The sequence below is a fragment of the Streptococcus sp. OH4692_COT-348 genome (assembly GCF_003859975.1).
GTDB lineage: Bacteria > Bacillota > Bacilli > Lactobacillales > Streptococcaceae > Streptococcus.
Map to the genome: position 1 here is coordinate 34,590 of NZ_RQZB01000009.1, position 25,063 is coordinate 59,652.

At 41.6% G+C, this 25,063-nt stretch carries 31 protein-coding genes and 2 other annotated features (1 of these 33 running past the window's edge); of the genes, 1 reads left to right on the forward strand and 30 read right to left on the reverse strand.

From position 1 onward, the window contains the following. Positions 1-63: 63 nt before the first annotated feature. From EII37_RS06290 to EII37_RS06430, 27 genes are all read right to left on the reverse strand, one after another. Positions 64-1,050 carry a dihydroorotate dehydrogenase gene (locus tag EII37_RS06290; protein ID WP_185695965.1) on the reverse strand — a complete coding sequence of 329 codons (987 nt, stop codon included), beginning with the start codon at positions 1,048-1,050 and terminating at the stop codon, positions 64-66. Beyond that, positions 1,013-1,813 carry a dihydroorotate dehydrogenase electron transfer subunit gene (locus tag EII37_RS06295; protein ID WP_124787977.1) on the reverse strand — a complete coding sequence of 267 codons (801 nt, stop codon included), beginning with the start codon at positions 1,811-1,813 and terminating at the stop codon, positions 1,013-1,015. The genes EII37_RS06290 and EII37_RS06295 overlap by 38 nt, the downstream gene beginning before the upstream one ends. A 248-nt stretch (positions 1,814-2,061) precedes the next feature. Further along, the gene (locus EII37_RS06300) at positions 2,062-2,442 is read right to left on the reverse strand and encodes a VOC family protein (protein WP_000157153.1); all 381 of its coding nucleotides are present in this window, start codon (positions 2,440-2,442) and stop codon (positions 2,062-2,064) included. Between the two features lie 58 nt (positions 2,443-2,500). Beyond that, positions 2,501-2,860 (reverse strand): 50S ribosomal protein L20, encoded by a 360-nt coding sequence (rplT, locus tag EII37_RS06305; protein WP_000124834.1) that lies wholly within the window; start codon positions 2,858-2,860, stop codon positions 2,501-2,503. Positions 2,861-2,911: 51 nt separating this feature from the next. Further along, a complete protein-coding gene (rpmI, locus tag EII37_RS06310; RefSeq protein WP_001125943.1) occupies positions 2,912-3,112 on the reverse strand; it encodes a 50S ribosomal protein L35 in 201 nt (66 codons plus the stop codon). 32 nt (positions 3,113-3,144) lie between these two features. Next, entirely contained in the window at positions 3,145-3,675 is a 531-nt protein-coding gene (gene infC, locus EII37_RS06315) for a translation initiation factor IF-3 (protein ID WP_000848180.1), read from the reverse strand. A 15-nt stretch (positions 3,676-3,690) separates the two neighbouring features. Further along, positions 3,691-3,822 (reverse strand) — a sequence feature (ribosomal protein L20 leader region). A gap of 158 nt (positions 3,823-3,980) precedes the next feature. Further along, positions 3,981-5,165: a hypothetical protein gene (locus EII37_RS06320; protein WP_124787978.1), complete on the reverse strand. Its 1,185-nt coding sequence runs from the start codon at positions 5,163-5,165 to the stop codon at positions 3,981-3,983. Continuing rightward, complete coding sequence (locus EII37_RS06325) at positions 5,162-5,755, reverse strand: ABC transporter ATP-binding protein (protein WP_124787979.1); 594 nt, start codon at positions 5,753-5,755, stop codon at positions 5,162-5,164. The genes EII37_RS06320 and EII37_RS06325 overlap by 4 nt, the downstream gene beginning before the upstream one ends. Before the next feature lie 399 nt (positions 5,756-6,154). Further along, positions 6,155-8,395, reverse strand: coding sequence for a DNA internalization-related competence protein ComEC/Rec2 (locus EII37_RS06335; protein WP_124787980.1), 2,241 nt, complete (start codon positions 8,393-8,395; stop codon positions 6,155-6,157). Next, entirely contained in the window at positions 8,379-9,029 is a 651-nt protein-coding gene (locus EII37_RS06340; protein WP_124787981.1) for a helix-hairpin-helix domain-containing protein, read from the reverse strand. Before EII37_RS06340 ends, EII37_RS06335 begins: the two co-directional genes overlap by 17 nt. Before the next feature lie 66 nt (positions 9,030-9,095). Next, positions 9,096-9,665 carry a GNAT family N-acetyltransferase gene (locus tag EII37_RS06345; RefSeq protein WP_124787982.1) on the reverse strand — a complete coding sequence of 190 codons (570 nt, stop codon included), beginning with the start codon at positions 9,663-9,665 and terminating at the stop codon, positions 9,096-9,098. A 212-nt stretch (positions 9,666-9,877) separates the two neighbouring features. Beyond that, on the reverse strand, positions 9,878-10,882 hold the full coding sequence (locus EII37_RS06350; protein WP_124787983.1) for a PhoH family protein: 1,005 nt from the start codon (positions 10,880-10,882) through the stop codon (positions 9,878-9,880). Positions 10,883-10,966: 84 nt separating this feature from the next. Beyond that, complete coding sequence (locus EII37_RS06355) at positions 10,967-11,182, reverse strand: YozE family protein (RefSeq protein ID WP_124787984.1); 216 nt, start codon at positions 11,180-11,182, stop codon at positions 10,967-10,969. An 8-nt stretch (positions 11,183-11,190) separates the two neighbouring features. Further along, positions 11,191-12,045: an RNA-binding virulence regulatory protein CvfB gene (gene cvfB / locus EII37_RS06360; protein WP_124787985.1), complete on the reverse strand. Its 855-nt coding sequence runs from the start codon at positions 12,043-12,045 to the stop codon at positions 11,191-11,193. A gap of 59 nt (positions 12,046-12,104) precedes the next feature. Beyond that, positions 12,105-12,662: a ribosome recycling factor gene (gene frr, locus EII37_RS06365; RefSeq protein ID WP_001262225.1), complete on the reverse strand. Its 558-nt coding sequence runs from the start codon at positions 12,660-12,662 to the stop codon at positions 12,105-12,107. A gap of 20 nt (positions 12,663-12,682) precedes the next feature. Continuing rightward, a complete protein-coding gene (pyrH, locus tag EII37_RS06370) occupies positions 12,683-13,408 on the reverse strand; it encodes a UMP kinase (RefSeq protein ID WP_000002995.1) in 726 nt (241 codons plus the stop codon). Between the two features lie 83 nt (positions 13,409-13,491). Then, positions 13,492-14,826 carry a methylenetetrahydrofolate--tRNA-(uracil(54)-C(5))-methyltransferase (FADH(2)-oxidizing) TrmFO gene (gene trmFO / locus EII37_RS06375; RefSeq protein ID WP_124787986.1) on the reverse strand — a complete coding sequence of 445 codons (1,335 nt, stop codon included), beginning with the start codon at positions 14,824-14,826 and terminating at the stop codon, positions 13,492-13,494. 235 nt (positions 14,827-15,061) lie between these two features. Beyond that, positions 15,062-15,940 (reverse strand): 16S rRNA (cytidine(1402)-2'-O)-methyltransferase, encoded by an 879-nt coding sequence (gene rsmI, locus EII37_RS06385; protein WP_124787988.1) that lies wholly within the window; start codon positions 15,938-15,940, stop codon positions 15,062-15,064. A 2-nt stretch (positions 15,941-15,942) separates the two neighbouring features. Next, positions 15,943-16,260, reverse strand: coding sequence for a DNA replication initiation control protein YabA (gene yabA / locus EII37_RS06390; protein WP_000358228.1), 318 nt, complete (start codon positions 16,258-16,260; stop codon positions 15,943-15,945). A gap of 39 nt (positions 16,261-16,299) precedes the next feature. Beyond that, positions 16,300-17,190, reverse strand: a complete 891-nt coding sequence (locus EII37_RS06395) for a DNA polymerase III subunit delta' (protein ID WP_124787989.1) — start codon at positions 17,188-17,190, stop codon at positions 16,300-16,302. Further along, a complete protein-coding gene (gene tmk, locus EII37_RS06400; protein ID WP_124787990.1) occupies positions 17,187-17,825 on the reverse strand; it encodes a dTMP kinase in 639 nt (212 codons plus the stop codon). Before tmk ends, EII37_RS06395 begins: the two co-directional genes overlap by 4 nt. Before the next feature lie 181 nt (positions 17,826-18,006). Further along, positions 18,007-18,804 carry a pyrroline-5-carboxylate reductase gene (gene proC / locus EII37_RS06405; protein ID WP_124787991.1) on the reverse strand — a complete coding sequence of 266 codons (798 nt, stop codon included), beginning with the start codon at positions 18,802-18,804 and terminating at the stop codon, positions 18,007-18,009. A gap of 3 nt (positions 18,805-18,807) precedes the next feature. Then, the gene (locus tag EII37_RS06410; protein ID WP_124787992.1) at positions 18,808-20,070 is read right to left on the reverse strand and encodes a glutamate-5-semialdehyde dehydrogenase; all 1,263 of its coding nucleotides are present in this window, start codon (positions 20,068-20,070) and stop codon (positions 18,808-18,810) included. Between the two features lie 9 nt (positions 20,071-20,079). Beyond that, entirely contained in the window at positions 20,080-21,189 is a 1,110-nt protein-coding gene (gene proB, locus EII37_RS06415) for a glutamate 5-kinase (RefSeq protein WP_124787993.1), read from the reverse strand. Positions 21,190-21,298: 109 nt separating this feature from the next. After that, the gene (locus EII37_RS06420; RefSeq protein WP_124787994.1) at positions 21,299-22,189 is read right to left on the reverse strand and encodes an RluA family pseudouridine synthase; all 891 of its coding nucleotides are present in this window, start codon (positions 22,187-22,189) and stop codon (positions 21,299-21,301) included. Beyond that, a complete protein-coding gene (gene lspA, locus EII37_RS06425) occupies positions 22,179-22,640 on the reverse strand; it encodes a signal peptidase II (RefSeq protein WP_049551269.1) in 462 nt (153 codons plus the stop codon). Before lspA ends, EII37_RS06420 begins: the two co-directional genes overlap by 11 nt. Continuing rightward, a complete protein-coding gene (locus EII37_RS06430) occupies positions 22,637-23,545 on the reverse strand; it encodes a LysR family transcriptional regulator (protein WP_001025693.1) in 909 nt (302 codons plus the stop codon). The genes lspA and EII37_RS06430 overlap by 4 nt, the downstream gene beginning before the upstream one ends. Between EII37_RS06430 and EII37_RS11545 the strand changes: the two genes are divergently transcribed. After that, positions 23,538-23,672, forward strand: coding sequence for an AraC family transcriptional regulator (locus EII37_RS11545; RefSeq protein WP_194250898.1), 135 nt, complete (start codon positions 23,538-23,540; stop codon positions 23,670-23,672). The two genes, EII37_RS06430 and EII37_RS11545, sit on opposite strands and share 8 nt — an antisense overlap. 217 nt (positions 23,673-23,889) lie before the next feature. Here the strand turns inward: EII37_RS11545 and rpmA are convergent, their stop codons facing one another. From rpmA to rplU, 3 genes are read right to left on the reverse strand one after another with little or no spacing between them, the layout of a single operon-like run. Continuing rightward, positions 23,890-24,183, reverse strand: a complete 294-nt coding sequence (gene rpmA, locus EII37_RS06435; RefSeq protein WP_000916509.1) for a 50S ribosomal protein L27 — start codon at positions 24,181-24,183, stop codon at positions 23,890-23,892. Between the two features lie 16 nt (positions 24,184-24,199). Continuing rightward, complete coding sequence (locus tag EII37_RS06440; protein ID WP_000613699.1) at positions 24,200-24,544, reverse strand: ribosomal-processing cysteine protease Prp; 345 nt, start codon at positions 24,542-24,544, stop codon at positions 24,200-24,202. 15 nt (positions 24,545-24,559) lie between these two features. Next, a complete protein-coding gene (rplU, locus tag EII37_RS06445; RefSeq protein WP_000109141.1) occupies positions 24,560-24,874 on the reverse strand; it encodes a 50S ribosomal protein L21 in 315 nt (104 codons plus the stop codon). Between the two features lie 36 nt (positions 24,875-24,910). After that, positions 24,911-25,063 (reverse strand) — a sequence feature (ribosomal protein L21 leader region); it runs 27 nt beyond the window's last position.

Genomic DNA, 25,063 nt, shown 5'->3' on the forward strand with positions numbered 1-25,063 from the left:
AATATGAAGATATTACAAAATTATGAAAATTATGTGTCTTATTGACGATGATGATACCCTAGCTTATCTAAGGCTGGCTTTTACTTCCTTGCGTAGATTTTCTAGACTGCTGATACCATATTTATCCATAGCCTTTGGTAAATTTTCGATGATATCAGGACAGGCATATGGATTGGTAAAGTTAGCTGTTCCAACTCCAATAGCAGATGCTCCAGCCAGATACATTTCTAAGGCAGCTTCTGCCGAATCCACTCCCCCCATTCCAATAATAGGCAAATCTGTTGTTTGAGCTACCTGGCGGATGAGTTTTAGAGCTACTGGAAAAACTGCTGGACCAGACATCCCACCTGTTCCATTGGCCAAGATTGGTTTTCTGGTTTTGAGGTCAAAACGCATTCCAACTAGAGTATTGATCATGGTCAATCCACTTGCTCCCGCATCTTCTGCAGCTTTTGCGACAGTAACGATATCGGTCACACTAGGAGTTAGTTTGACATAAACTGGCACATCAGAGGCTTCCACAGCTGCTTTCACCACATCATAAGCCAGATCAGGGTCTTGACCAATCAAGAGTCCATGATTACAGTGATCTACGTTGGGACAAGAAATATTGAGCTCAATAGCCTTCACATTAGCTGCCTTGGAAATACCATGAGAAACAGCAGCATACTCTTGTTTTGAAAAACCAGCTACATTGGCAATAATAGGAAGATTTGGATATTCTCTTTCCAGCCAAGGTAGCTTTTCAGCCAAAACAACCTCTAAACCAGGATTTTGCAAGCCAATTGCATTGAGCATACCAGCAGGTGTTTCTGCCACCCTTGGAGTTGGATTGCCAAAGCGTGGTTCAAGGGTTGTCGCCTTAATCATAATAGAACCTAAAAGGTCTAAATCATAGTATTTGGCATACTCTTGTCCAAAGCCAAAACAGCCTGATGCTGGAATAATAGGATTTTTCAAATCCAAGCCTGGTAGAGAAACTTGTAAACGATTTGTAGCCATGATTTTCTCCTTATAATACAACTGTTCCTGTGCGGAAAACAGGGCCATCTTCACAGACGCGTTGGCTGACCGTCTCGCTTTCTGGCACTTTTAGGACGCAGGCATAGCAAGCCCCCATCCCACAAGCCATACGAGATTCCAAAGATAGATAGGCTCTTGGATGGTTATAGAAGGTTTGATTGATATACTTCATCATTCCAGGCGCCCCACATGAGTAAACAGCATCAAATTGATTGTCTAAATCCTTGATGACTACAGAGACATTTCCCTTGATACCATAAGAACCATCATCTGTCGTTACAAAGACTTGACCATATTGAGCTAATTCCGTCTCTAAAATAACAGCATCCTTATTAGCAAAACCGAGAACTGTCACTACTTTCACACCACGCGCATGCAATTCCTTGGCTACTTCAAGCAAGGGCGGAACACCAATTCCCCCACCAACAAGGAGAACCTGGCTCTGCTCATCAAGGTCAGACAAGTCAAAACCATTTCCCTGAGGACCCATCACATCAAGAGTGTCTCCCTGACTTAAGGTTGAGAAAATAGCTGTCCCAGCCCCTTCAATCCGATAAATGAGGTGACACTGCTTCTTTACCTTATCAATAGATGAAATTGAAATAGGACGGCGCAAGAGATGGGCATCATCGGGAACACGCAGATGAAGAAATTGGCCTGCTCGCATAGCTTCAACCATTTCCCCTTCTAGGACTAATTCAAAGATTGCTGGTGCGATTTCCTCCTGTGCAACCACCTTCATGGTTTCCAATCGAATCGCACCCAAACGTTTCTTACATGTGGGATTCATGACTTTTCCTCCTTAAATTTTAAGGGGACCAGACAAAGAAAAGACCTTGCTAGTGCAAGGCCTCAGTTAAAATCGTACAACACAAGAGAGCACACTCAAAAAGTCTCCTCTAGAAAATTGTACTATTCTTTTATCTGACACCTTGTGAGTCTCTCTGGACTCCCCTTAAAGGTTAAATTTTTACTAGTATACTCTTTCAGCTAAAAAAAGTCAAGTAGAAAACGAACATTCTACTTGACCTCACGAAATTATTTTTCACGAATGACTTCGACCTTGTAGCCATCAGGGTCTTTGACAAAGTAATAGTTAGGTGCAGTTCCTGGTAGACCATTTGGTTCAGTTACTTCATAGCCTTTGGCACTGTGCTCTTGATGAAGAGCTTCAAGATCAGGTGTACTGAGGGCGATATGGGCAAACCCATCTCCAACCACATAAGGACCATGATCGTAGTTATAAGTCAACTCCAACTCATAGTCGTCACCCTCAAGTCCTAGATAGACAATTGTGAAGGCATGGTCTGGAAAATCTCTGCGACGCAATTCTTTAAATCCAAAAGCATCTTGATAAAATGCGATTGATTTTTCAAGATTTTCTACTCGCAAGCAAGTATGTAGCATTTTTGAAGCCATATTTTTCTCCTTTATTTTTAAAAAGACTGGGACAATCCTGTTCCAGTCTTATCTGTTATTATTTACCAAGTTTTGCTTTAGCTGCATCTGCAAGAGCTGTGAAAGCTGCTGCATCGTTAACAGCCAAGTCAGCAAGCATTTTACGGTTAACTTCGATCTCAGCCAATTTCAAACCATGCATCAATTGTGAGTATGAAAGTCCGTTCATACGAGCTGCCGCGTTGATACGAGTGATCCACAATTTGCGGAAGTCACGTTTTTTCTGACGACGGTCACGGTATGCATAGTAGTAAGAGTTCATTACTTGTTCTTTTGCAGTACGGAACAAGATGTGTTTAGCTCCATAGTAACCTTTTGCTAATTTAAGAATACGTTTACGACGTTTACGTGATACAACGCCACCTTTAACACGTGCCATGTTTTATTTCCTCCAAATATTTCCTAGAATTGTTTACTTACAGTCAAGCTATTATTTCAAGCGAGTAAGCATTGCTTTGATACGTTTGTAATCTCCTGAATGCACCATAGATGCTTTACGAAGATGACGACGTTGTTTCTTAGTTTTTCCGTGGAAACGGTGAGAAGTGTAAGCACGGAAACGTTTAAGTCCACCAGAACCTGTACGTTTGAAACGTTTAGCTGATGCGCGGTGTGTTTTTTGTTTTGGCATGATTTTTTCTCCTTTATTTAACTTTCTGACAATTATTTTTTGTCAGTCGCTGGCGCCAATTGCATGAACATTTGACGTCCATCCATTTTAGCACGTTGTTCGATGATGGCAATATCTTGAGTTGCTTCAGCAAACTCGGCTAAAACTTTTGCACCAATCTCTTTATGGGTAATCATACGACCCTTAAAGCGAATAGATACCTTAACTTTATTTCCTTTTTCAAGGAATTTGCGTGCATTGCGAAGTTTTGTATCAAAGTCACCCTTGTCAATAGTTGGACTTAGACGAACTTCTTTCACAGTAACAACACTTTGTTTTTTACGTTGTTCTTTTTGCTTCTTCTGGTACTCAAATTTGAACTTACCGTAGTCCATAATTTTTGCAACAGGCGGTTTGGCTTGGGGTTGAATCAATACTAGGTCAACATTAGCGTTATCAGCCAAAGCTTGCGCTTCACTGAGTGGCTTGATGCCTAGCTGTTCTCCTTCAAGACCAATCAAGCGAACTTCACGTACACGAATCTCATCATTGATGAATAAGTCTTGCTTTGCTATGGTTTTCACCTCTTTTGTTTTATTAGAGAAAAACAATAGCGGACCCGTAAATATACAAGCCCGCACGTTATGATAGCGTTTCTTAGAAACTTTTCATCCGTAGGGCCAGGCAACTTAATGTCACAAGGCGAGAAGCTCTCACTTCTGCTTTTCTCAACTTTTATATGATACCAAGTTTTCTAGCCCTTGTCAAGATAAAAAGTTATTTTTTTGAAAAGTTTGTGTTTGTATTTTGTCTTGGTTTCCGCATCAAAAAGAGAGAATCAAGTTGATTCTCTCTATGTTAGTTTTTACTTATTTTCCTTACAGGAAAGCTAGGATCTATTAAAAAATTCTTTTTTCTGTGAACTTCCCCATCTTTCGATAAATAGAATCCCCACTAACAAAAGGATAATCAGGCAAGGAAGTAAGACTATCCCCATGCTCCAATTTAGATTGACATTATCAATTTGCTTAGGTAATCTTCCAGACAAAATCTCCACTGAACGCAAGTAAGTAAAGGGAATCAGATGTGCAATCTTTTGAAGAGGCTGAATTTTTTGAATACCAAACAATAAGCCAACAATCCCAATAAGTGAAAGAAAGAGGACAGGCATTTTTTGCTTAAAAAAGTAAGCAATCAAGTACACAACTTCCACAATGACGATAAAGGCTAAGAAATCTAAGAACAAGCCAGGAAATAACACATCTTGTATCTTTCCAATAGTTACCTCTTGATTCACTAAGCTATAAATCGGGTAGGGATAATCTAACTGTCCAAAACCACTTATCAGACTTCCCACTAGAAAAGAAAATCCGCTGATTCCGATAAACAGCACAGTTACATAGCCCACTCCAACTCCAAGAGAGGACATGGCAAATGCCACTTTTGAAAAAGGATATAACTGAGCTGTATCCAGATGATTTTGATATCTTTCTGCGAACAGTTGCGTTAGCATAAAAATAATAGCAATCACAAACAAGGTTGGGATGATAGCCTCTAAAATCCAGATAATCTGATCAATCCCGTGGGTCGGAAACTCCAAAGTATGTGCTTTTATGTTCAAGGGATACAGGGCTTGGTAAATCTTTCGTTGGCGGTCAACCGCCATTTTAAAGTCAGAGCTAATAGTCGGGTTATTTGATATCCTTTCATAATTCTTCTCTTCATCTTGCCACTGCAAATAGTAGGCTTCTTTCCATCGCCCTTCTTTTAATAAAGTCAGAATTTCTGTCTTTTGAGTCGAAAGATTTTTTTGCCCGTCTAAAGTATTTTTAGCAATCTGGTATTCCTCCGAGCTGGTATCAGATATTTGGGAGAGTTTCTCTTCATATTCATTGATGATTCTCTCATCTTTTACAAGACTGGTTTCCAACTCGCTCTCCAAGCTGTGTGAGTTTGCAGTCCGACTATTTAAATAAAAGGTAACACCGAGTCCAGATACAAATAAAGCTAAGATAATCCAGTTTAAGCGACTTTTGAAAACTTTCTTTAATAAAAATTGGCTAATATCTTTCATAACGGAACCTCTTCTATCTGCCCCTGACGAATGGTTACGATGCTATCGCAAATCTCCACTAACTCCTCTTTGTAGTGAGAACTTAAAAGAACCAGCTGTTCTTGTCTATCGATTTGTGCTAGCCTATCAAAAAACTTCTGTCGATAATACTCATCTAAGCCATTTGTAATCTCATCCATAAGCCAGCATTTGGCCTGACTGAGGAAATACATGGCAATCACCAATCGTTGCTTCATACCTAAGGAATACTTGCGAATGGGAAGGTTGATATAGTCAGACATTTCCCAGTAATCAATTTCATCCCTCAAGTTCAGACCTGACTTCCAGATGTTTTTGATAAGACGAAGGTAATCCATCCCACTTAAGTTTTCATCCAGCCATTCAATACTCTCATAATAAAACAAAGAAGGAGAGACTGCGATATTTCCGCTACTTATAGGAATTAAATTGCTAATGGCGCGGAATAGTGTCGTCTTTCCAGAACCATTGATAGCAAGAATACCATAAATCCTACCCTTTTCAAATGTAAAATCAACATCTTGTAAGATGACTTGTCGCGTTTTTAAGGTCACATGAGTAAGCTGCAACATATCTAGCCCTCCTTTTTCTCACTCTTTAAGAATTAATAGCCTCCGCTGTAGTAGTTTAGTACCTCATAACGATTGTAATTCAAACCAGAACCAACTTTATACTCTGAATAGCTGTCATAACGATACCATAACAGGGAATTAATATAGTTATATCTCTAGCAATTCATACTAGACTTATAGTAAGTATTCCAATCATACCTATAACTTTTAGTGACTGTCACAGCAGATACACTGGACTGAAAAAGAGCAATAGATCATAAACTAACTAATTAAACGGTTTTTACTAATTTTTAATAGTTTTATATTATCAATATTGAATACGCTTTCATTATATCGTTTTTATCATTATTATGCAATAGATTTTTAGTTGGTTTTACTAATATATAATATTTTTCCTTCCTATCGAACGCTTTCGATTTTCCAACTATTCCACCCCTTAAAGCGTATAGCTCCTTGCTGGTCAGTTCGGTAAACTTTGCTATTGATCCCCTCCAGTCGGGTCAAGGTTTCCTGATGGGGGAGTTTGGTTCGATTACTCTTTCCAACTGAGATGAGAGTCATCTCTGGTTTGAGCTGTTCTAAAAAGACTGAACTTGATGATTTTTTAGAACCATGTTGGCTAGCTTTCAAAACATCCACTTTCAAGTCTGGATAGTGCTTCAGCAAGTCCTTCTCTCCTTTCTCCTCCAAATTTCCAGTGAAAAGGAAGTTTTTATCCAATAGTTTTCCATACAAAACCAGGGAATCTTCATGACCTCCGTCTCCAATTTTCCTTGGAGATAGGACTTCTAACTGACTTCCGAAAATTGGCAAATTCTCTCCCATTGTCACACTACGCACCTTGGTTTGAGTTGCCTGTAGTTCTGCAACAAATTCCTTCTGTTTCAGACTGCCTTTTGACACTAAAATTTCCCCTACATGGAAAGCCTTGGTCACCTCCAACAAATCTCCAACATGTTCCTTGTCCGTATTGGTCAAAATTAGCTGGTCAATCTTGGATACTCCGCGACTTTTGAGATAGGGGATCAAAGTTCGCTGGGCATTGCTGGTCGTCGTTTTTTCTTGCCATTTTTCGATTTTCTTATCAGATTCTGCCTTGCCACCTACATCTATGAGAATGGTTTTCCCAGTTAAATCCCGTAAGAAAATACTTTCACCTTGCCCAACATCCAGCATAGTAATTTCATTTTCCAGTGGATGCTTGGTCAAGAAAAAGAGACCCGTAATCAATAAGCTCAATACTACTAGCCTTTTAATGTTTTTCCTCAAATCATAGACCAAAGCCAAGGAAATTAACAATAGAATTAAAAGCCATGCATTGGGTTGTCCAAAGACAAGCGGTCTACTTGCCACCTGTGATACAAAGCAAATCATTCCCTCCAACCATTCAAAAATAAAATTAAGCTGAATGACTGGATAGAGAAAAGAAAGGACAAATAAGATAGACAAGAGCGGTAAGAAGACCAAGTCAAATAGAAAGGAAAAGACAAAGGTTAAAAGAATGGACCAAGGTTGAAATTCCGCAAAATAGAAGGATAGAATGGGCAATATGCCCAAGGAGATGACTAGACTCTCTCTAGCAACAGCCTTAAGCCCCTCCCCTTCTTTGCTGGTCATGGTCAAGATAAAAGCGTAGGCACAGGACAAGACACCTCCCGCCGTCAGGAAAAAGTTGGGCATGATGATAAAGAGTACAAGCACAGTCAAGGCAAAATTATCCAAGCCCTTAACCCCATGTTGAGCCAGTAACTTTTGCAAGAGACTGCGAATGACTGAAGCTGAAAATCCTGTCAGACCAGCATAGATAAGGGAAAAGGGATAAGTCATCCATTTCAACTTTTCTTGGGTCAAGCCCAATCGCAAGAGAAGTTTCTTAAAGCCATCCATGAAAAAGCCTACCTGCATACCCGACAAGGCAAAGAGGTGGATAATTCCTAAACTAGAATAAAGCTCATTCATCTCCTCAAAGTCAGTGTCCAGATGTCCTAATAGAAGCCCCGTCATGTAATTTCGCATAGGGTCTGGAAACTTTGTCTTAATCCAAACCACAGCCTTACGGCGTAAACTGGACAGATTTTCACCTAGATCCCAACTGCCAACCTTTTGAAGTGACTGGATTCTTTTGATATTGAGAGTCTGGTAAATTCCCTGAGTCTTCAGATAGGTTTGGTAGTCAAAGCCACCAAAATTTCTCTGCCCTTCTGGCTCCGAAAGTTTCCCTTCTAGTTCCAAATCATGAAGGGCTGTTAAAGCTTGAAATTGTTTTTTCTCCTCCTCGGACTGGAGTTTATAATAGACTTGAAAAATGCGTCCATCAGACTTGCCACGAAAGGATAGACTATCACCATTGACCTTAATAGTGTCTGGTAAAATCCGTACCTTTTCAACAGAATCCACCAAATTTTGACTCGCTCGACTCTGTTGCCAATTTTGAAACAGAAACCAGAAGCCAAAGATTCCACAAATCACTAGAATTTTACTTGCTAATTTCCAAGGAAATTGGATAAAGAGACAGACTAGCAGAAAAACGAAACCCAACAGCGCTAGATAGGACGCTGAGAAAATAGCGTAATAAAGCCAGAGCAATAGAAAACTCAGGTAAATTAGAGGAATGGGGAAATTCTTAATCCACTGTAACATAATCTTTTAGCTTTTCTATGGTCTTGGCACCAATGCCAGAGACTTTCTTGAGTTCCTCAACCGACTTGAACTTGCCATTTGCCTCACGATGGTCGATAATGTCCTGAGCTCGTTTTCCTCCCAGTCCCTTGACCTGTTTAAGCTCTTCCAGACTGGCCTTGTTAATATTGACCTTCTTTTCCTTGCTTGTTGAAGAAGCCGCTCCAGAACCTGCCTGTTGACTAGCTGCTTCTTCGCCCTTAGTAGGAACGTAAACCAGAGCCTCGTCATTAACTTTCTGAGCTAGATTGAGCGACTTGCTATCTGCTTGCTCTGTCAAGCCACCTGCCTTCTGAACAGCGTCATTGACTCGACTACCTACAGGCAAATCATAAATCCCTGGCGATTTAACAGCCCCCTTCACATCTACTGTGATTAAATCTTGTTCAACAGGTTCTTCCTTTTCTTCCTTCTTCACATCCTTTTCGGACACCGAATCCTTGGAAACAGCTGCAACTTCTGCCTGTAAATTCGTTTCTTTTACAGGTGTTTGTGGAGTTGGCTTTAGCAAGAAAAATCCTCCTACAAGCAAGCCCAGACCAGTACAGATGACAATGAATTTATACTCTTTGATTTTCTCGATAATTGCTTCCATATTTTCTCCTCTCTTAGATTATTCGTAAGAGGAAGAAAAAACAGTCGAAAATTTCTTCTCAACTGCTTATTTATTTGCAAAATAGTCTTCCTTGGTCAATACATAATGAACTCTTGTAACGATTCGGCCTTCTTCATGCTGGTCCATACAAGCATATGGTTCTGCATGGGAAAAACGCATGCCTGATTTCTCCATGACCTTTCCAGATGCAGGATTGTCCTTATCGTGAAGGGCAACCAACTTATTCATCCCTATCTTCTCAAAAGCTAGCTCAATCACAGCACGATTGGCTTCTGTCGTCAAACCTTGATTCCAATATTTTTTATTGATAATGTAACCAATAGCTGCCTTCTTAAGAGCAGGAACAATCTTGTGCAAGTCAATGGTTCCAATAAACTGACCATTGCATTTCAGTTCTATTCCCCAACGCCCTAATGGATTGGCTAGATAAAACTGAGCAATATTATTTTTAGTTTCTTCTAATTTTTGATTGGTTAGAAAAGTGTAACGTGTATTATCCTTATCCGAGGCATAGTCAAACATTGCTTCCGCATCATCCAAGGTTACAGGTCTAAGCAATAAACGCTCTGTTTCCACTATTGGATACTGAGCTAGTTTTAAAAAGATTGATTCCATACGTTTCCTCCACTTGAAACCTTTCTAACTAATACAAAGCTATTGAATGAAACATTTAAAAAGCAAACTTCTAGTATATTGAAATAAGATATAAACAAATCAATCAGGACAGTCAAATTAATTTCTAGAAATATTTTAGCAGTCACAACGTACTATTCTAACCTTCAATCAACTATAGATTTAGCATTGAAATAACTTTAAGTACAAAAGAACTATCCTTCAGATAGAGGTTGAGGCTCTAATTCTTCACTCTCTGCTTTTTTAACTGGTACTGGTTCATAGGCTCGGATAATCTGAGCGACAACTGGATGGCGAACCACATCCTTAGCTGAAAAATGAACAAAGTCAATCTGGTGAATGTTCTTGAGTTTTTCTTTGGCATCAATCAAACCGGACTTGACGTTACGCGGAAGGTCAATCTGACTGATATCTCCATTGACAATCATCTTAGAATGAAAGCCTAAACGCGTCAAGAACATCTTCATCTGCATGATGGTCGTATTTTGTGCCTCATCGAGAATGACAAAGGCATCCTCCAAGGTCCGTCCACGCATATAGGCAAGGGGGGCAATCTCGATAATTTCACGCTCCATGAGACGAGTCGTCTGGTCTTTGCCTAGAATCTGATACAAGGCATCATAAACAGGTCTAAGGTAAGGATCTACCTTCTCCTTAAAATCACCCGGAAGAAAACCTAGACTCTCTCCTGCTTCCACCGCTGGACGAGTTAGGATAATTCGCTTGACCTGCCCACGTTTAAGAGCTGTCACAGCCAAGGTCACTGCAAGAAAGGTCTTCCCTGTACCTGCGGGTCCGATTCCAAAGGTCACATCATGCTGTTTAACACTGTCCACATAAAGTTTTTGACCTAGTGTTTTGACACGGATAGGCTTTCCTGTATTATCTTTGATGATTTCTTCTTCGTAAAGGGCGACAAACTTGTCGATTTCATCGTTTTTGACCATACTAATAGCCGTCACCACATCTGGCGTACCAACGGTCATCCCACGATTGACCAAGACCATGAGGGCTTGAATAACCTGACGGGCTTCCTCACAAGCAGACTCTTCTCCCAAAACCTGGACAATCTCCGTACGAGCATGAATCACAACATCAAGCTCTTCTTCCATCAAACGAAGATGGCGTTCATTGGAACCAAAAAGATGAAACAGGTCATCTGGATGACTCAGTTGAATGTCTATTGAATGTTCCTTCAAATAAAGAACCTCTCTAATTCTTTTATTTCTTTTTATTATAGCAAAGGGGCGGAGAAATTACTAGCCCAAACCTAGTGAATCATACTAGTGTTCTAAGTATTCTTGCCAGATAGAATCAAAATCTCCCAGGTTAAAAGAGAAACTGGCATGCTCTTCCAAAAAGCGACTCACCTCATCAAAATCATCGGTGTGTTTTGGGAAGGAAGACTCTTCAAAAGCTAGGTCTGCCAAGATAGCTTTAGGACTATTACTTTTAGGATTGCGCTCAGTCATAAGCCAAGTGTAAAATGATTTTCTCATATGTCTCCCTAAATCAACTCTGTCCCAAACTGGTCTTGCTTGATTTTGCCAGCCTTCATCAAGCCACCAAGTGCCTTCTTGAACTGCCCTTTAGAAATTCCAAAGGTTGCCTTGATGTCGTCTGGAGATGACTTATCATTCAAGGTCATAAAACCTCCATTGCTTTCCAAGTAAGTCAAAATCATCTGAGCATCATTTTCCAACATCTCAAAAGAACGAGGTTTGATGGAGAGGTTCAAGGTACGGTCCACTTCACGGAAACCAATAACACGCGCATCCAACACTTGCCCCAAACGTGGTTCTGCATAGCGCTCGCTAGGATGGATAAAGCCAAGCATGTTATTTTCTGGTAGGTAGACAAAGGTTCCTGATAGCTTGAGACGGTACACAATGGCTGGCCAGTTTTGGTTCTGCATGTTGTTGTAGGCAGGACGAGCCAGACGTTGGAAGTCTTCTTGATAGGCCAAGAGTCCCCAGATACGGTCTTTCTTGTCCACTTCAAGACGTATGTAGAGTTGGTCACCCTTCTTAGGCCAGAGTTCCTTGAGCTCAGGGAGGATATCGAGTGACACAACGATTTCCTTGTCAGGAAGGCCTGTATCCACAAAGACACCCAAGTCCTTACGAACTTCCGTTACAGTTCCCCAACCAAATTGGTCCTGAGTAGCAGTCACTTCTAGAGTTGTCAAACGGAGTTTTTGCTTCATATCTGTATAGGCAAAACCTTTGACCGTATCCCCTACTGTATGTTGACCTTCTTCCTTAGCAAGAGCATAGGTTTGACCATCCTTTTGCACAAAGTAAAAACGGTCGTTTTCATCTATGATCAGTCCAACGATAAAACTTGCAAGATTTGTATTCATATTTCCTTCTTTCGAATAAAACTCAGCCAGCAATGCCAACTGAGTTTTTCTATTTATTTTTAGACTTCCAAAAGTTCTTTCTCTTTGTTGGCAGTCATGTCGTCGATGTGTTTAACAGCATCGTCTGTTACTTTTTGAATGTCTTTTTCAAGGGTCTTCAATTCGTCTTCAGTGATTTCTTTTGCTTTTTCTTGTTTCTTAGCTTCATCCATAGCATCACGACGGATATTGCGGACAGCCACTTTAGCATTCTCACCGACCTTCTTCACTTCTTTAGCAAGGTCACGACGAGTTTCTTCTGTAAGAGCTGGGATAACCAAGCGAATCACAGAACCGTCATTAGCTGGTGTGATACCAAGATCAGAAGCGTTCAAGGCACGTTCGATGTCTTTCAATGAAGACTTGTCAAATGGTGTTACCAACAAAACACGCGCTTCTGGAATCGTAATTGAAGCGATTTGGTTAAGAGGAGTTTCGACTCCATAGTATTCTACATGTACACGGTCAAGCAAGCTTGCATTGGCACGACCGGCACGGATACCACCAAATTCACGAGCAAGTGATTGGTGAGACTGGGTCATTCTCTCTTTAGCTTTTTCAATAATTGCGTTAGCCATAATCTTTCTTATTCCTTTTCTTAGATATTATTTGAAACTGTTGTTCCGATATTTTCACCAAATACGACACGTTTGATGTTGCCTGGTTGGTTCATGTTGAAGACAACCAAGTCAATGTCGTTATCCATTGAGAGGGTTGAAGCTGTTGAGTCCATGATACGGAGACCTTTATTGATAACGTCACGGTGGGTCAATTCTTCAAATTTAACGGCCGTCTTGTCCTTCTTAGGATCGGCATTGTAAACACCATCGACCCCATTTTTAGCCATAAGGATGGCATCCGCTTCGATTTCAGCTGCACGAAGGGCCGCTGTTGTATCTGTTGAGAAGTAAGGTGAACCAATTCCGGCACCAAAGATAACGATACGGCCTTTTTCAAGGTGACGAAGGGCACGTCCACGGACATAAGGCTCTGCCACTTGTTGCATGGCAATAGCTGTTTGTACACGTGTATCAACCCCAACTTGTTGCAATGAATCTGCCATCACAAGAGCATTCATAACAGTCCCAAGCATTCCTGTGTAATCTGCCTGAACGCGGTCCATACCTGCTTCTGCTGCAGGTTCTCCACGCCAGAGATTTCCTCCACCAATAACAAGGGCAATTTCGATACCTAAGCTATGAACTTCTTGAATCTCTTTTGCGATTGTTTGAACTGTTTGGATATCAATCCCTACGCCTCGTTCACCGGCAAGGGCTTCACCTGATAACTTGATTAAAATACGTTTATACTTGGGATTCGCCATTTTCACTCTCCTTCTTTTATCCTACCTATTTTATCACAATTTCTAAGATTTTTATAGTATCATGAGCAATTCTTTCAAAAAAATTAGACTGTTAAAAATTCCTCTAAGTCGCTAAGAGCACGCTCTGCAATTTTTTCATAACGAGCCTTCTTGTCACGGATACGCTCGCCTTCCAACTCCTTGATGATTCCAAAATTGACATTCATTGGTTGGAAATGTTTGCTGTCTGCATGGGTGATGTAATGAGCTAAGCTTCCAATCGCTGTTGTTTCTGGGAAAATAGCTTGGCTTTCTCCCTTGAAAAGACGAGCCGCGTTAATTCCCGCAACTAAGCCTGACGCTGCTGACTCAACATAGCCTTCCACACCCGTCATCTGACCAGCAAAGAAGAGATTTGGTTGTTTCTTAGAACGATAAGTCTGCTCAAGAAGATTCGGTGAATCCATGTAAGAATTGCGGTGCATAACACCATAACGAACAAACTCCGCATTTTCAAGGCCTGGAATCATTTGGAAGACACGCTTTTGCTCTCCCCATTTGAGGTGAGTCTGGAAACCGACAATATTGTAGAGGCTACCAGCAGCATTGTCCTGACGAAGTTGCACAACCGCATAAGGAGTCTTAAATTCTCCATCACGAGGTCCTGTGTAGTCGTCCGGATACTCAAGACCCACTGGTTTCATAGGACCATAAAGCATGGTTTTAATACCACGTTTAGCCATGACTTCGATAGGCATACAGCCTTCAAAATACTTTTCTTTTTCGAAAGAATTAAGCGGAGCTTCTTCCGCATTGACCAAGGCTTCATGGAAATCCATAAACTCTTGCTTGGTCATGGGCGCGTTGAGATAAGCGGCTTCTCCCTTATCATAACGAGATTTGAGATAGACCTTGCTCATATCGATGGTGTTGACATCGATAATCGGCGCTGCCGCATCGTAGAAATAGAAGCCATCGCCATCATTAAAGGCATGAATCTTTTCAGCCAGGGCATCACTAGTCAAGGGACCAGTCGCCACAACTGTAATAACATCTGTCGGCAATTCTGTAATTTCATCACGAACCACTTCAATCAAGGGGTGGTTGGCCACTTTTTCGGTCACCATTTGGGAGAAACCATCACGGTCCACCGCAAGTGCTCCTCCAGCGGGAACACGTGTAGCCTCAGCAGATTCCAAAATAACAGAACCCAAGCGACGCATTTCTTCCTTGAGAAGCCCGACAGCATTTGTCAAAGCATCCCCACGAAGAGAATTAGAACAAACCAACTCTGCAAAATTGTCTGTTTTGTGCTGGGGTGTAGGCTTGACACCACGCATTTCATAAAGTTTAACTGGAATACCACGCTCTGCGATTTGGTAGGCTGCTTCAGAACCTGCCAAACCAGCACCGATAACATTGATATAAGATTGAGACACGACACTAATACCTCTTTGGGAGTGTGAAGACAAGCTTCACATTGAAAAAGCCAATCAAACTTAAGAGCTTTCGAATTTCTTGGCTCAGGCTGAAAAAGTCCACAGGACTTACTTCGCTTTCGAGTTTCTTGGCTCAGGCTGAAAAAGTCCACAGGACTTTTTCACTCCCACAAATCTTTCTATTTTTTTCTTCTACTAGTATAACAAAAAAAGGGAAGAAGGCAAACTTCCCTGTTTAGTCATTTTCTTGATTTTCTTCCCAGTCGTGATAGGCAGCGTAGAGTTGACTCTTATTCCACTGGTAAATCTTAGCGACTTCCTTGATAGCTTGATTTTTCTTCATGCCTTGATGGATACGGGCTTGGATTTCTAAGAACAAGTCCTCCTCATCTTTTTCCTCCACATCCTGACTGGCACCTTCAACGATGAGAAGGCATTCTCCCTTAAGTGGCGTTTCAACTATGCTTTCTAATAACTCTGAAATGGTACCTCTTTGGTATTCTTCATAGATTTTGGTCAATTCCCTGACTAAGACTACCGAGCGGTCACCGTAGACTTCTAGCATATTTTCTAGCGTATCCGCCACACGATGGGGCGATTCGTAGAAAATCTGAGTTTCTGGATAGTCTTTTTTCGAGTCAAAAAATTGCTTTTGCTGGCCTGATTTTCTCGGTAAAAAACCATAAAAGATATGTGGCTGTGGCGCTAAACCACTGGCAATCAAGGCAGAAATTCCTGCAGAGGCACCTGGAACAGTCACAACCGCAATTTCTTCCTCAATTGCTGCCTTAACCAAATCATGACCAGGGTCTGAGATGCTAGGCAGACCCGCGTCGGATACCTGAGCAATACTTTGCCCTGCTTTCAGGAAACCAATCAAATCAGGAATCTTTTCCTTGGCATTGTGCTCATGAAAACTGATTTGCTTGGTAGAAATGTCAAAATGCTTGAGCAATAGACCTGTATTGCGCGTGTCCTCAGCAGCAATCCAATCCACTTCTTTCAAGGTCTGAATAGCACGAAAGGTCATATCATCTAGATTGCCAATCGGCGTTGCCACTAGGTACAGCTTGCCATAGGGAGACTGCCCCTTAAAACTTTTTTGAATCTGCATGCCTACTCCCTGTATAACAACTCGTCACAGAACATACATTCCTCGTCCTGCTCTCGACGTTGTCCATAAAAATCATTACAAACGTGAAATCCATCACGGTAAATGCGACGGACACTTTCGCGAACATGTTTAGCCTTGACGGGAGCATCTGCTTCCACCTCACCTAAGCGTTCGCGCAACTTACTATTTTCCAAGCGAAGAGCTGTATTTTCCTCTACCAGGCTCTTGAGATTTTTCTTGATGGCTTCCACATCGGCCAAGGTCACTAGTAACTGTTGGGAAAAATCGTCCAGCGCGTCAAATAATTCTTTTTTGTCCATAAAACAGCCCTTTCCTTTCTTTATCGATCATTTTTGAGTTTATATTTCTTTCAAGACCAGATATTCCATGGCATTTTGAAAGCTGACATTAGCTTGCCACATTTTTCTAGCTTCTAGCAAATTTTGTAAAATCATTCGTACTCTTGCTTGTAGGATATCTTGTCCACAGAGAACTTCAGAAATCCGCAAAACCTGATCCTGTTTTTCCTTGTCATCTGCCAAGTTGGCTAATTTAGCAACCTGCAGATAACTTTCTTTTTTCTTAGCTACTAACCAAGTCAGCAGGCGTTCACTTTCATCGACCAAGGTCCAAAAACTTGCCTGATTTGCCAACTTTTCTGCTTCAGCTCGCGATTGACTAAACTGAGCTAGGAGAGTCGCTTTTTTCTTGACCAGACCTGCTTGTTCTAATTGATGGATGAGTTTTTCTTCTTGCTTTTTAAAGTGGAAAATCTGGGTCCGACTTCGAATTGTTGGTAAGATCTTTTCCTCATCGCTGGTCAAGAAGAAAATATAAACCTCACTCTGGGGTTCTTCGATGACCTTGAGCAGAGAATTGGTTGCATTAGGATGCATTTTCTCAGCTTGCTCGATAATAAAAACCTGTTGCTTGCTTTCAATCCCTGCTTGAGAAAACTGCCCCACCAATTCTCGAATGCGTTCTGTCTTGATGACCTGATTGACTGGCTTAATTAAGCTGACATCGGGAAATTCTCTCTGTTCAATCAGCTTGCAGTTTCGACATTTCTCACATGGTAAAACGCCTACCTTATCCGTACAAAAGAGGCTCTTAGCTAAAAATTGCGCCATTTCCAAGCTTCCAAAGAAACCTGAAAAGAGATAGGCATGATTGAGCTGGTCTTGTTCTAGGATACGGACAAAGCGATCAAACTGGGCTGGTTGCCAAGCCTTTAGTTGATCTTGTTTCATCTTGTCAAGCCCATTCTGTCAAACAAGACAGCCTTGGTAGTTTCCACAACCTGCTCCAAAGGCAGACTAGCATCAATCTTGACAATGCGATTTCCTTCTTTTTCCAGTAGATAAAGATAGCCTTGACGGACTTTCTTATGCAAGTCCAACCCTTCCAAGTCCAAACGATTGACCTCGCGGTCACTATTAGCAGCAATTCGAGCCAGTCCTTCTTCCACCTCGATGTCAAAATAGAGTGTCAAATCGGGTTTGAGGCCATCTGTCGCAAACTGGTTAAGCCAGTCAATGGCTTCAATGTCCAAGCCACGACCAAATCCCTGATAGGCAACAGAACTATCGATAAAACGATCCATAATGACCAACTTGCCAGCTTCAAGTGCTGGGAGAACTTTTTCCACCAAGTGCTGTCTGCGACTAGCAATATAAAGAAACAACTCTGTCTTCGCATCCATCTGAGTATGACTTGGATCTAAAATTACTTCCCGAATCTTCTCCCCAATCAAGACTCCGCCAGGTTCACGGGTCGTCAGCACCTCTACCCCTTTTTCCTCTAAAATTGGAAGCAGAGCCTCTAAAACACTGGTCTTTCCTGCTCCCTCTGGTCCCTCAAGAGAGACTAAAAATCCTTTTGACATGTCTAACTCATTTCTTTTTTACTACTTCTATTCTATCAAAAAAATAGGGGTTTGTGACAATCTTTTTGTCTTCTCATTTCATACTCAATGAAAATCAAAGAGCAAACTAGGAAGCTAACGCAGTTTGAAGAGATTTTCGAAGAGTATCAACCACCATAAAAGAGGCAGACAAAGCCACCTCTTATTTACCAAGTTTTTTAGTTCGTTTGTAGGCTTTAGTGACTGCCTCCATGACCGTTCCTCGAAAAGCATGCGCTTCTAGGCTTGCTACACCAGCGATAGTCGAACCGCCTGGGCTACAAACTTGGTCTTTCAAGACCCCAGGATGTTGCTGACTTTCAAGGACCAATTGCCCAGCTCCTACCACAGTTTGAGCCGCCATTTTCAATGCCGTTTCTCTTGGCAATCCTGTCTGAACACCTGCATCTGCCAAGGCCTCAATAAAGAGATAGACAAAGGCTGGCCCACAACCTGCAAGACCTGTCGCTGCATCGATTAAGCCTTCCCCAAGTTCAACCAAGAGACCAGCCTTGGCTAAAAGCTGACAAAAGAGTTCACTGTCCTCAGCCCTGCAATTAGGAGACAAGGCATAGCTAATCACTCCTTGACCGATAGAAGCAGGAGTATTTGGCATCATACGAATAATTCGGTGCTGACTTGGAAGAAGACCAGCCAGTTTTTCCAAGGTCAATCCAGCTGCCATGGAAATCAAAAGAAGACTTTCTCTTTTTTCAAGGATGGTCTGGTATTGAGAAAGCAAGTCTGAGAACTGAGATGGCTTAACACCTAGAAAAATCACATCTGCTTCTGCAAAGATTTCTTCGTTGCTGGAAGCTTGACCGCCAAAGTCAGAAATGAAAGCATCTACCTTGGCTTGGCTACGATTGGCAAGGAGAATCTGAGCACCCATCTTGGCCTGCAAGACAGCCTTGGCCAAACTAGCTCCCATATTCCCCAAACCGATAAATCCAATCTTCATCTCTTACTCCCTTATCTGTCCGTCACCAGTAACCACATACTTGTAGCTAGTCAATTCTTTTAAGCCCATTGGACCACGCGCGTGCAGTTTCTGAGTTGAAATCCCCATTTCACAACCAAGACCAAATTGACCTCCATCTGTAAAACGAGTTGAAGCATTGACATAGACTGCTGCAGAGTCCACTTGATCTGTAAAGTAAGCTGCAGCCTCAGCATTTTCCGTCACAATGGCATCCGAATGATGAGTACTGTGTGCTTCAATATGCGCAACCGCTTCTTCTAAACTACTCACAACTTTAACAGCTAGGACATAGTCTAAAAATTCAGTGTCAAAGTCTTGATCCTCAGCTGCTTGACCTGAAACAAACTGGCTTGCTTTGCTATCCAAGCGGAATTGAATTGGTTCCAGCCCAGCTTCTTTTCTATTTGCAACCAGCACTTGCTCCAAGCGAGGAAGAAAACTTGCTGCCTTGTCCTCATGAACAAGCAGAACCTCCATGGCATTACAGACAGAAGGACGACTAGTTTTAGCATTGTTGATGATAGACAGTGCCTTGTCTTCGTCTGCATCCTTATCGACATAAACATGGACAATCCCTGTCCCCGTCTCAATAACAGGTACAATAGCATTTTCAACCACGGCATTGATCAAACCAGCCCCTCCACGAGGAATAAGAAGGTCTAGATAACCCTTGGCCTTCATCATAGCATAGCTACTTTCACGGCTAGTATCTTCCACCAGTTGAATCACATCTGGATGAATGGTAGTCGTCTCCAAGCCCTTCTTCAAAGCTGTGACAATGGCATGGGCAGTTTGATAGGCATCCTTCCCACTACGAAGAACAACCGCATTTCCACTCTTGAGAGCCAAAGTAGCTGCGTCAGACGTCACATTTGGACGACTTTCATAGATAATACCGATGACTCCCATAGCCACACGTTTCTTTGTGATAACCAAACCATTTTCAAGCTGATTTGTTTCTAAAACTTCACCGATTGGATCTGGTAAAGAAACCACTTCACGAATCCCACTTGCCATCGCTTCTATACGCCCTGCATCCAAATAAAGACGATCCAGCATCACATCTGAGATTTTACCCTTAGCAGCTTCCATATCAATGGCATTGGCTGCTAAAATTTCCTCAGTAGCTGCTAATAAGTAATCAGCCATGGCTAGCAAAGCTTGGTTTTTCACTTCTTCACTCGCTGTATTGATCGATTTTTTAACAGCCTGTACCTGTTCAAATTGTTCTTGTGTACTTACCATAGTTCACCTCTAAAATTCTGTAAAGAGTAGTTGGATTTCAGGAGTAATGGAAATCCAGTCATCACGGTGAATCAGGACACCCTTGGCTTTTTGAGAACGCAACATATCCTCCAAAGCAGATGCCCCAAATTGCACGCGTCCTTTTCCAAGTGATTTTCCACTCTCCTTGTCAAATACTGTCACGATATCACCGTAAGAAAAGGCGCCTTCTGCGTCAACAACACCAGATAAGAGAAGACTCTTTCCGTGTTGAGAGAGAGCTTCAGCAGCCCCTTTATCAACCCAAATAGAACCTTGACTCTGAGCATAAAAAGCCAGCCATTGTTTCTGGGTACGAAGTCCCTTTTCTTGAGCAACAAAGTAGGAACCATCCTTGGTCTTCTCCGCTGCCTCAATCATGGCATCTGACTTCAATGATGAACAGATATAAACAGGAACTCCTGATTCCGTCGCAATGGTAGCTGCTTTGATCTTAGTCAACATACCACCTGTCCCATTAGACGAACCTGCTCCACCAGCCATATTAATAATCTCACGATTGATGGTCTCAATTTTCTCCAAGCGTTTGGCTCTTGGGTCTGAATTAGGATTTCCAGTATAAAGACCGTCTACATCTGTCAAGAGGACCAAAAGGTCAGCTTGGACCATGGCCGCTACCTGGGCACTTAAAGTGTCATTGTCCCCAACCTTGAGTTCATCAATGACGACACTATCATTCTCGTTGATGACAGGAATCGCACCACGGCTAAGTAGAACCGACAAAGCTTGATGGGCATTTTTATAACGGCGCTTATCCACAAAGTCGTCCTGGGTCAGCAATATTTGAGCAGAAACGATTTGGCGCAAGAGAAGATTAGTGGTATATTCTTCCAACAAAAGGCCTTGCCCTACCGCTGCTGAAGCCTGTTTATCAGCAATCTTAGTCGGACGCTTTTTAAATCCTAAGGCTCCAAAACCAGCCGCAATGGCACCTGACGATACCAAAATCAACTCATGACCAGCCTCGTGCAACATAGCCAACTGCTGGGTAATAGCCTTTACCTTACTACGTGATAAACTTCCATCCTCATTCGTTAGAGAAGAAGTTCCCACCTTAAAGACAATCCGTTTGTATTTCATAGTCTCACTCCGATTCTTCGTATTTATCCATTATAACATGAATGACAGAAAATAGAAAAGAGTTGATAGGAAAAAGGTCGAGACAAGTTATCTCAACCTTTTATCAAATCTAATTCTTTCTCAATCTCTCCAATGTTTCCTTAAAAATCTCTGGGATATCTGCTGTAAATTCCAAGGTCTCACCTGTTCTCGGATGAGTAAAACCTAGAGTCTTGGCATGAAGAAATTGTCCATGCCCTTTCAAAGTCTTACGTGGACCATAGACTTCATCCCCAGCGACTGGATGGCCGATATAAGCCATGTGAACACGGATTTGATGGGTACGCCCTGTCTCCAGCTGCAACTCTACCAAGCTATAATCGCCAAAGCGTTCCAAGACATGGAAACGAGTCACGGCAGGCTTCCCTTTAGCAGTTACAGCTTGTTTCTTACGGTCTTTTTCACTACGGCCAATCGGCGCTTCAATCACACCGCGATCATTAGGCAGATTTCCATGAACAATGGCCCAATATTTGCGGAGAGACTTTTTATCCTTGAGTTCTTGGGCAAGTGCTAGATGCGCCTCATCGTTTTTAGCAATCATGAGAAGACCTGACGTATCCTTATCAATTCGGTGAACAATTCCTGGACGCAGAACTCCATTGATACCCGACAAGTCCTTAATATGATACATGAGAGCATTTACCAGGGTTCCACTGGTATGACCAGCACTCGGATGCACAACCATTCCCTGAGGTTTGTTTACGACGGCCACATCCTCATCTTGGTAGATGATTTCTATCGGAAGATTTTCAGCTACATACTCTAAAACCTCTGGTTCTGGCACATGGTAAGTGACGATATCACCCTCTTGAACTGTGTATTTAGCTTTCTTGACTTGGCCATTGACCAAGACCTGGCCTGATTTGATTTGTTCATTCGCGAGACTGCGTGATAATTCTGTCAAATCCGACAAAGCCTTATCTAAACGCAGACAACCAGTTTCAATTTTAATTTCCATTTATTTCCTCTTTTAACATTGCAATCAATAAAATAATCACTCCAACAGTCAGATAGCTATCTGCCACATTGAAAATTGCAAAATTGATAAAGTCAAGGTGGAACATATCCACAACAAAGCCCTGACTGATCCTGTCAATAAAGTTTCCAAGACCACCTGCGATTATCAAAGTCAAGCCCAAGACCATCCAGAGTGAGTCCTCCATGTGCTTATGTAGATACCAAATGGCACCTACCATAACGACCAGCGTAATGATAGCAAATAACCACTGCTGGTCTTGTAGCATTGAAAAGGCAGCCCCTCTATTTTGCAGGTAGGTCAAGCTAACGAAATTGGGAATCCAAGAGCGCACTTCACCCAGTGGAATCTGCTGTACGATATAGGATTTGACCAACTGATCCAGCGCAATCAAAAGCAGTACAATGACTGCCACTATTCCTCTTTTTTTCATGATTTCCTCTTCTGATCAAAATATTCTTGCATGACTTCTACGAAAAGAGTTCCAGCCTGACTAAGCTCCACTTCCTCACGTTTAACATAGACCATGCGATTATCCAAATTATCCTTGAGACGAATAACTGTAATACCATTAACACTGTCACTATCTAAAAATCCAGAACCTGTCGCATAGGCGTCCGTCCGCTCCAAAATACCATTCAAGGTAGCACGGTCTGTCACATTAAACATCTGTGAACTAGCACTGGTATCGACAAAGTTCTCTGAATAATAGAGGTACTCATCTTTCTCTTGAGTGAAACGAACCGTTGGTAGATCCGCTAAATCCTCCATGACCAATTCCTCTTTCTGAGCCAAAGGATGCCCCTCACGAAGATAAATATGGGTATGGAAGGGAATCAATTCAATGACCTCAAGGCCTAACTTTTCAACTCGTTGCATGATCCCTTTTTTATTTTGATTGTTGAGGTAGATAATCCCAATCTCACTGTGACCTTGGGCCACTTCATCTAAAATTTGGACAGTAGTCGATTCAAAAATACGGAAGTTCTTATAATCAGGATAGCGCTCTGAAAAGGCAGTAATAGTTGGTGGTAAGAAGTCATAGTGCTGACTGGCAATGGAAAATTCATCCTTTTCTTCCTCAGGATTGGCATACTGATTTTGAAAAATATCAAATCCTTTAACCAATTCTTGCGCTTTTTCATAGAATTCCATACCACGACGGGTCAAGAAAGTCCCTGAGCTGGTCCGACGGAAAATCTTAAAGCCCAACTCTTTTTCCAAATCACGAACAGAAATGGACAGACTCGGCTGACTAACATACATCTTTTCAGCAGCTTCACGGAAAGTACCACTATTGGCAATAGCCACAACATAGCGTAATTGTTGAATGTTCATCTTCTACCCCCAACTTCTTTATCTTTTCATTATACCATACTTTAGAAGTTTTCCAAAAAGGAAAAAAGTCAGGAAACTTTCAAATCTAAATGAATTACCTAACATCCTAATACAAGAATTAGAATGATATCTTTTTTAAGTCCTCATTTTATTTCAAACAAATAAAAATAGCAAATCTTTTTGATTTACCGTTTATAATATGATGCAAATACAATTTTCATAATATGGGTACCAAAACGAAAAAACAGGCTCTCCGAAAACTCGGAAAGCCTTATTTAATGCTACTTCTAGCTTCCTCGCCTTTAGATTTCAAGGCTCGGGATAAAAAGGTTCACTGGACCTTTTTATTTAGCGATTGGGTAAACAGAAACTTGTTTTTTATCGCGTCCTTTACGTTCAAAGCGTACTACGCCTTCAACTTTAGCGAACAAAGTATCGTCTCCACCACGTCCAACGTTTACACCTGGGTAGATGTGTGTACCACGTTGACGGTAAAGGATTGATCCACCTGTTACTGTTTGTCCGTCAGCTGCTTTAGCTCCAAGACGTTTCGCTTGTGAATCACGTCCGTTTGATGTAGAACCTCCACCTTTTTTGTGGGCGAAAAGTTGCAAGTTGTTAAGAGTCATTTTTAACATAATGTTTTCCTCCGTGTTAGTTTTCTGTGATAACTCTGGTTTGGACGAACTCAGAAGAGTTCTCCGATAAGTTTGCCATACCTAAGAAAAATGATTCAAAGAATAACTGGGTCATTTCTCTCTGGTGTGAAGGAAGATCTTTTGGTATTTCAACCATCAGATAGCCACCTTCATCTTCGTTTAATTCTAGGATTGGTTCATAGCCTGCAAATTTCTCAATAGAATTGATAAAGTTAATGGCAAGCGTAGAAACCGATGCACACACGACATCTAAGCCGTATTCGCCACTCTCGGCGTGTCCAGTAATTTCCGCACTCCTCAGCTCGCCATCTTCGGCTCTCTCAAAGACTGCTTGTATCATGTGTTCTCCTTAAAATTAAGCGTTGATTGCGTTGATGACAACTTTTGTATATGGTTGACGGTGACCTTGTTTACGGTGGCTACCTTTTTTAGGTTTGTACTTGTAAGTAACAACTTTCTTTTGTTTTCCTTGTTTTTCAACAGTTCCAACTACAGTAGCTCCAGCAACAAGTGGAGTTCCGACAACAGTGTTTTCACCACCAACAAGAACAACTTCGTTAAAAGTAACTTCTTGACCAGCTTCAACGTTCAATTTTTCAACGTAAACTGCTTGACCAACTTCAACTTTAACTTGTTTTCCGCCAGTTTTGATAATTGCGTATGTGCTCATTATGCACCTCCTATGATTTTTATGGGTTTCCCCGAATTTTTTGTGAAGACTCGCCTATCATCGTGGGACGAACCACTTAAAAGAAGAGCTCTAAGTATAACAAAGAATAAACTAGGAATTGAGCCGAAGGCATAACTTATGTTAGGCAAGGCGACAATGACGAAGTTTAAATTTGTTATACGACGAGCA

Coding starts and splice junctions, on each gene's coding strand:
- EII37_RS06290 (WP_185695965.1), bottom strand. CDS start 1,050: ATGGCCCTGTTTTCCGCACAGGAACAGTTGTATTATAAGGAGAAAATC.
- EII37_RS06295 (WP_124787977.1), bottom strand. CDS start 1,813: ATGAATCCCACATGTAAGAAACGTTTGGGTGCGATTCGATTGGAAACC.
- EII37_RS06300 (WP_000157153.1), bottom strand. CDS start 2,442: ATGGCTTCAAAAATGCTACATACTTGCTTGCGAGTAGAAAATCTTGAA.
- rplT (WP_000124834.1), bottom strand. CDS start 2,860: ATGGCACGTGTTAAAGGTGGCGTTGTATCACGTAAACGTCGTAAACGT.
- rpmI (WP_001125943.1), bottom strand. CDS start 3,112: ATGCCAAAACAAAAAACACACCGCGCATCAGCTAAACGTTTCAAACGT.
- EII37_RS06320 (WP_124787978.1), bottom strand. CDS start 5,165: ATGAAAGATATTAGCCAATTTTTATTAAAGAAAGTTTTCAAAAGTCGC.
- EII37_RS06325 (WP_124787979.1), bottom strand. CDS start 5,755: ATGTTGCAGCTTACTCATGTGACCTTAAAAACGCGACAAGTCATCTTA.
- EII37_RS06335 (WP_124787980.1), bottom strand. CDS start 8,395: ATGTTACAGTGGATTAAGAATTTCCCCATTCCTCTAATTTACCTGAGT.
- EII37_RS06340 (WP_124787981.1), bottom strand. CDS start 9,029: ATGGAAGCAATTATCGAGAAAATCAAAGAGTATAAATTCATTGTCATC.
- EII37_RS06345 (WP_124787982.1), bottom strand. CDS start 9,665: ATGGAATCAATCTTTTTAAAACTAGCTCAGTATCCAATAGTGGAAACA.
- EII37_RS06355 (WP_124787984.1), bottom strand. CDS start 11,182: ATGAGAAAATCATTTTACACTTGGCTTATGACTGAGCGCAATCCTAAA.
- cvfB (WP_124787985.1), bottom strand. CDS start 12,045: ATGAATACAAATCTTGCAAGTTTTATCGTTGGACTGATCATAGATGAA.
- frr (WP_001262225.1), bottom strand. CDS start 12,662: ATGGCTAACGCAATTATTGAAAAAGCTAAAGAGAGAATGACCCAGTCT.
- pyrH (WP_000002995.1), bottom strand. CDS start 13,408: ATGGCGAATCCCAAGTATAAACGTATTTTAATCAAGTTATCAGGTGAA.
- rsmI (WP_124787988.1), bottom strand. CDS start 15,940: ATGCAGATTCAAAAAAGTTTTAAGGGGCAGTCTCCCTATGGCAAGCTG.
- yabA (WP_000358228.1), bottom strand. CDS start 16,260: ATGGACAAAAAAGAATTATTTGACGCGCTGGACGATTTTTCCCAACAG.
- EII37_RS06395 (WP_124787989.1), bottom strand. CDS start 17,190: ATGAAACAAGATCAACTAAAGGCTTGGCAACCAGCCCAGTTTGATCGC.
- tmk (WP_124787990.1), bottom strand. CDS start 17,825: ATGTCAAAAGGATTTTTAGTCTCTCTTGAGGGACCAGAGGGAGCAGGA.
- proC (WP_124787991.1), bottom strand. CDS start 18,804: ATGAAGATTGGATTTATCGGTTTGGGGAATATGGGAGCTAGTTTGGCC.
- EII37_RS06410 (WP_124787992.1), bottom strand. CDS start 20,070: ATGGTAAGTACACAAGAACAATTTGAACAGGTACAGGCTGTTAAAAAA.
- proB (WP_124787993.1), bottom strand. CDS start 21,189: ATGAAATACAAACGGATTGTCTTTAAGGTGGGAACTTCTTCTCTAACG.
- EII37_RS06420 (WP_124787994.1), bottom strand. CDS start 22,189: ATGGAAATTAAAATTGAAACTGGTTGTCTGCGTTTAGATAAGGCTTTG.
- lspA (WP_049551269.1), bottom strand. CDS start 22,640: ATGAAAAAAAGAGGAATAGTGGCAGTCATTGTACTGCTTTTGATTGCG.
- EII37_RS11545 (WP_194250898.1), top strand. CDS start 23,538: ATGTTCATCTTCTACCCCCAACTTCTTTATCTTTTCATTATACCATAC.
- EII37_RS06430 (WP_001025693.1), bottom strand. CDS start 23,545: ATGAACATTCAACAATTACGCTATGTTGTGGCTATTGCCAATAGTGGT.
- rpmA (WP_000916509.1), bottom strand. CDS start 24,183: ATGTTAAAAATGACTCTTAACAACTTGCAACTTTTCGCCCACAAAAAA.
- EII37_RS06440 (WP_000613699.1), bottom strand. CDS start 24,544: ATGATACAAGCAGTCTTTGAGAGAGCCGAAGATGGCGAGCTGAGGAGT.
- rplU (WP_000109141.1), bottom strand. CDS start 24,874: ATGAGCACATACGCAATTATCAAAACTGGCGGAAAACAAGTTAAAGTT.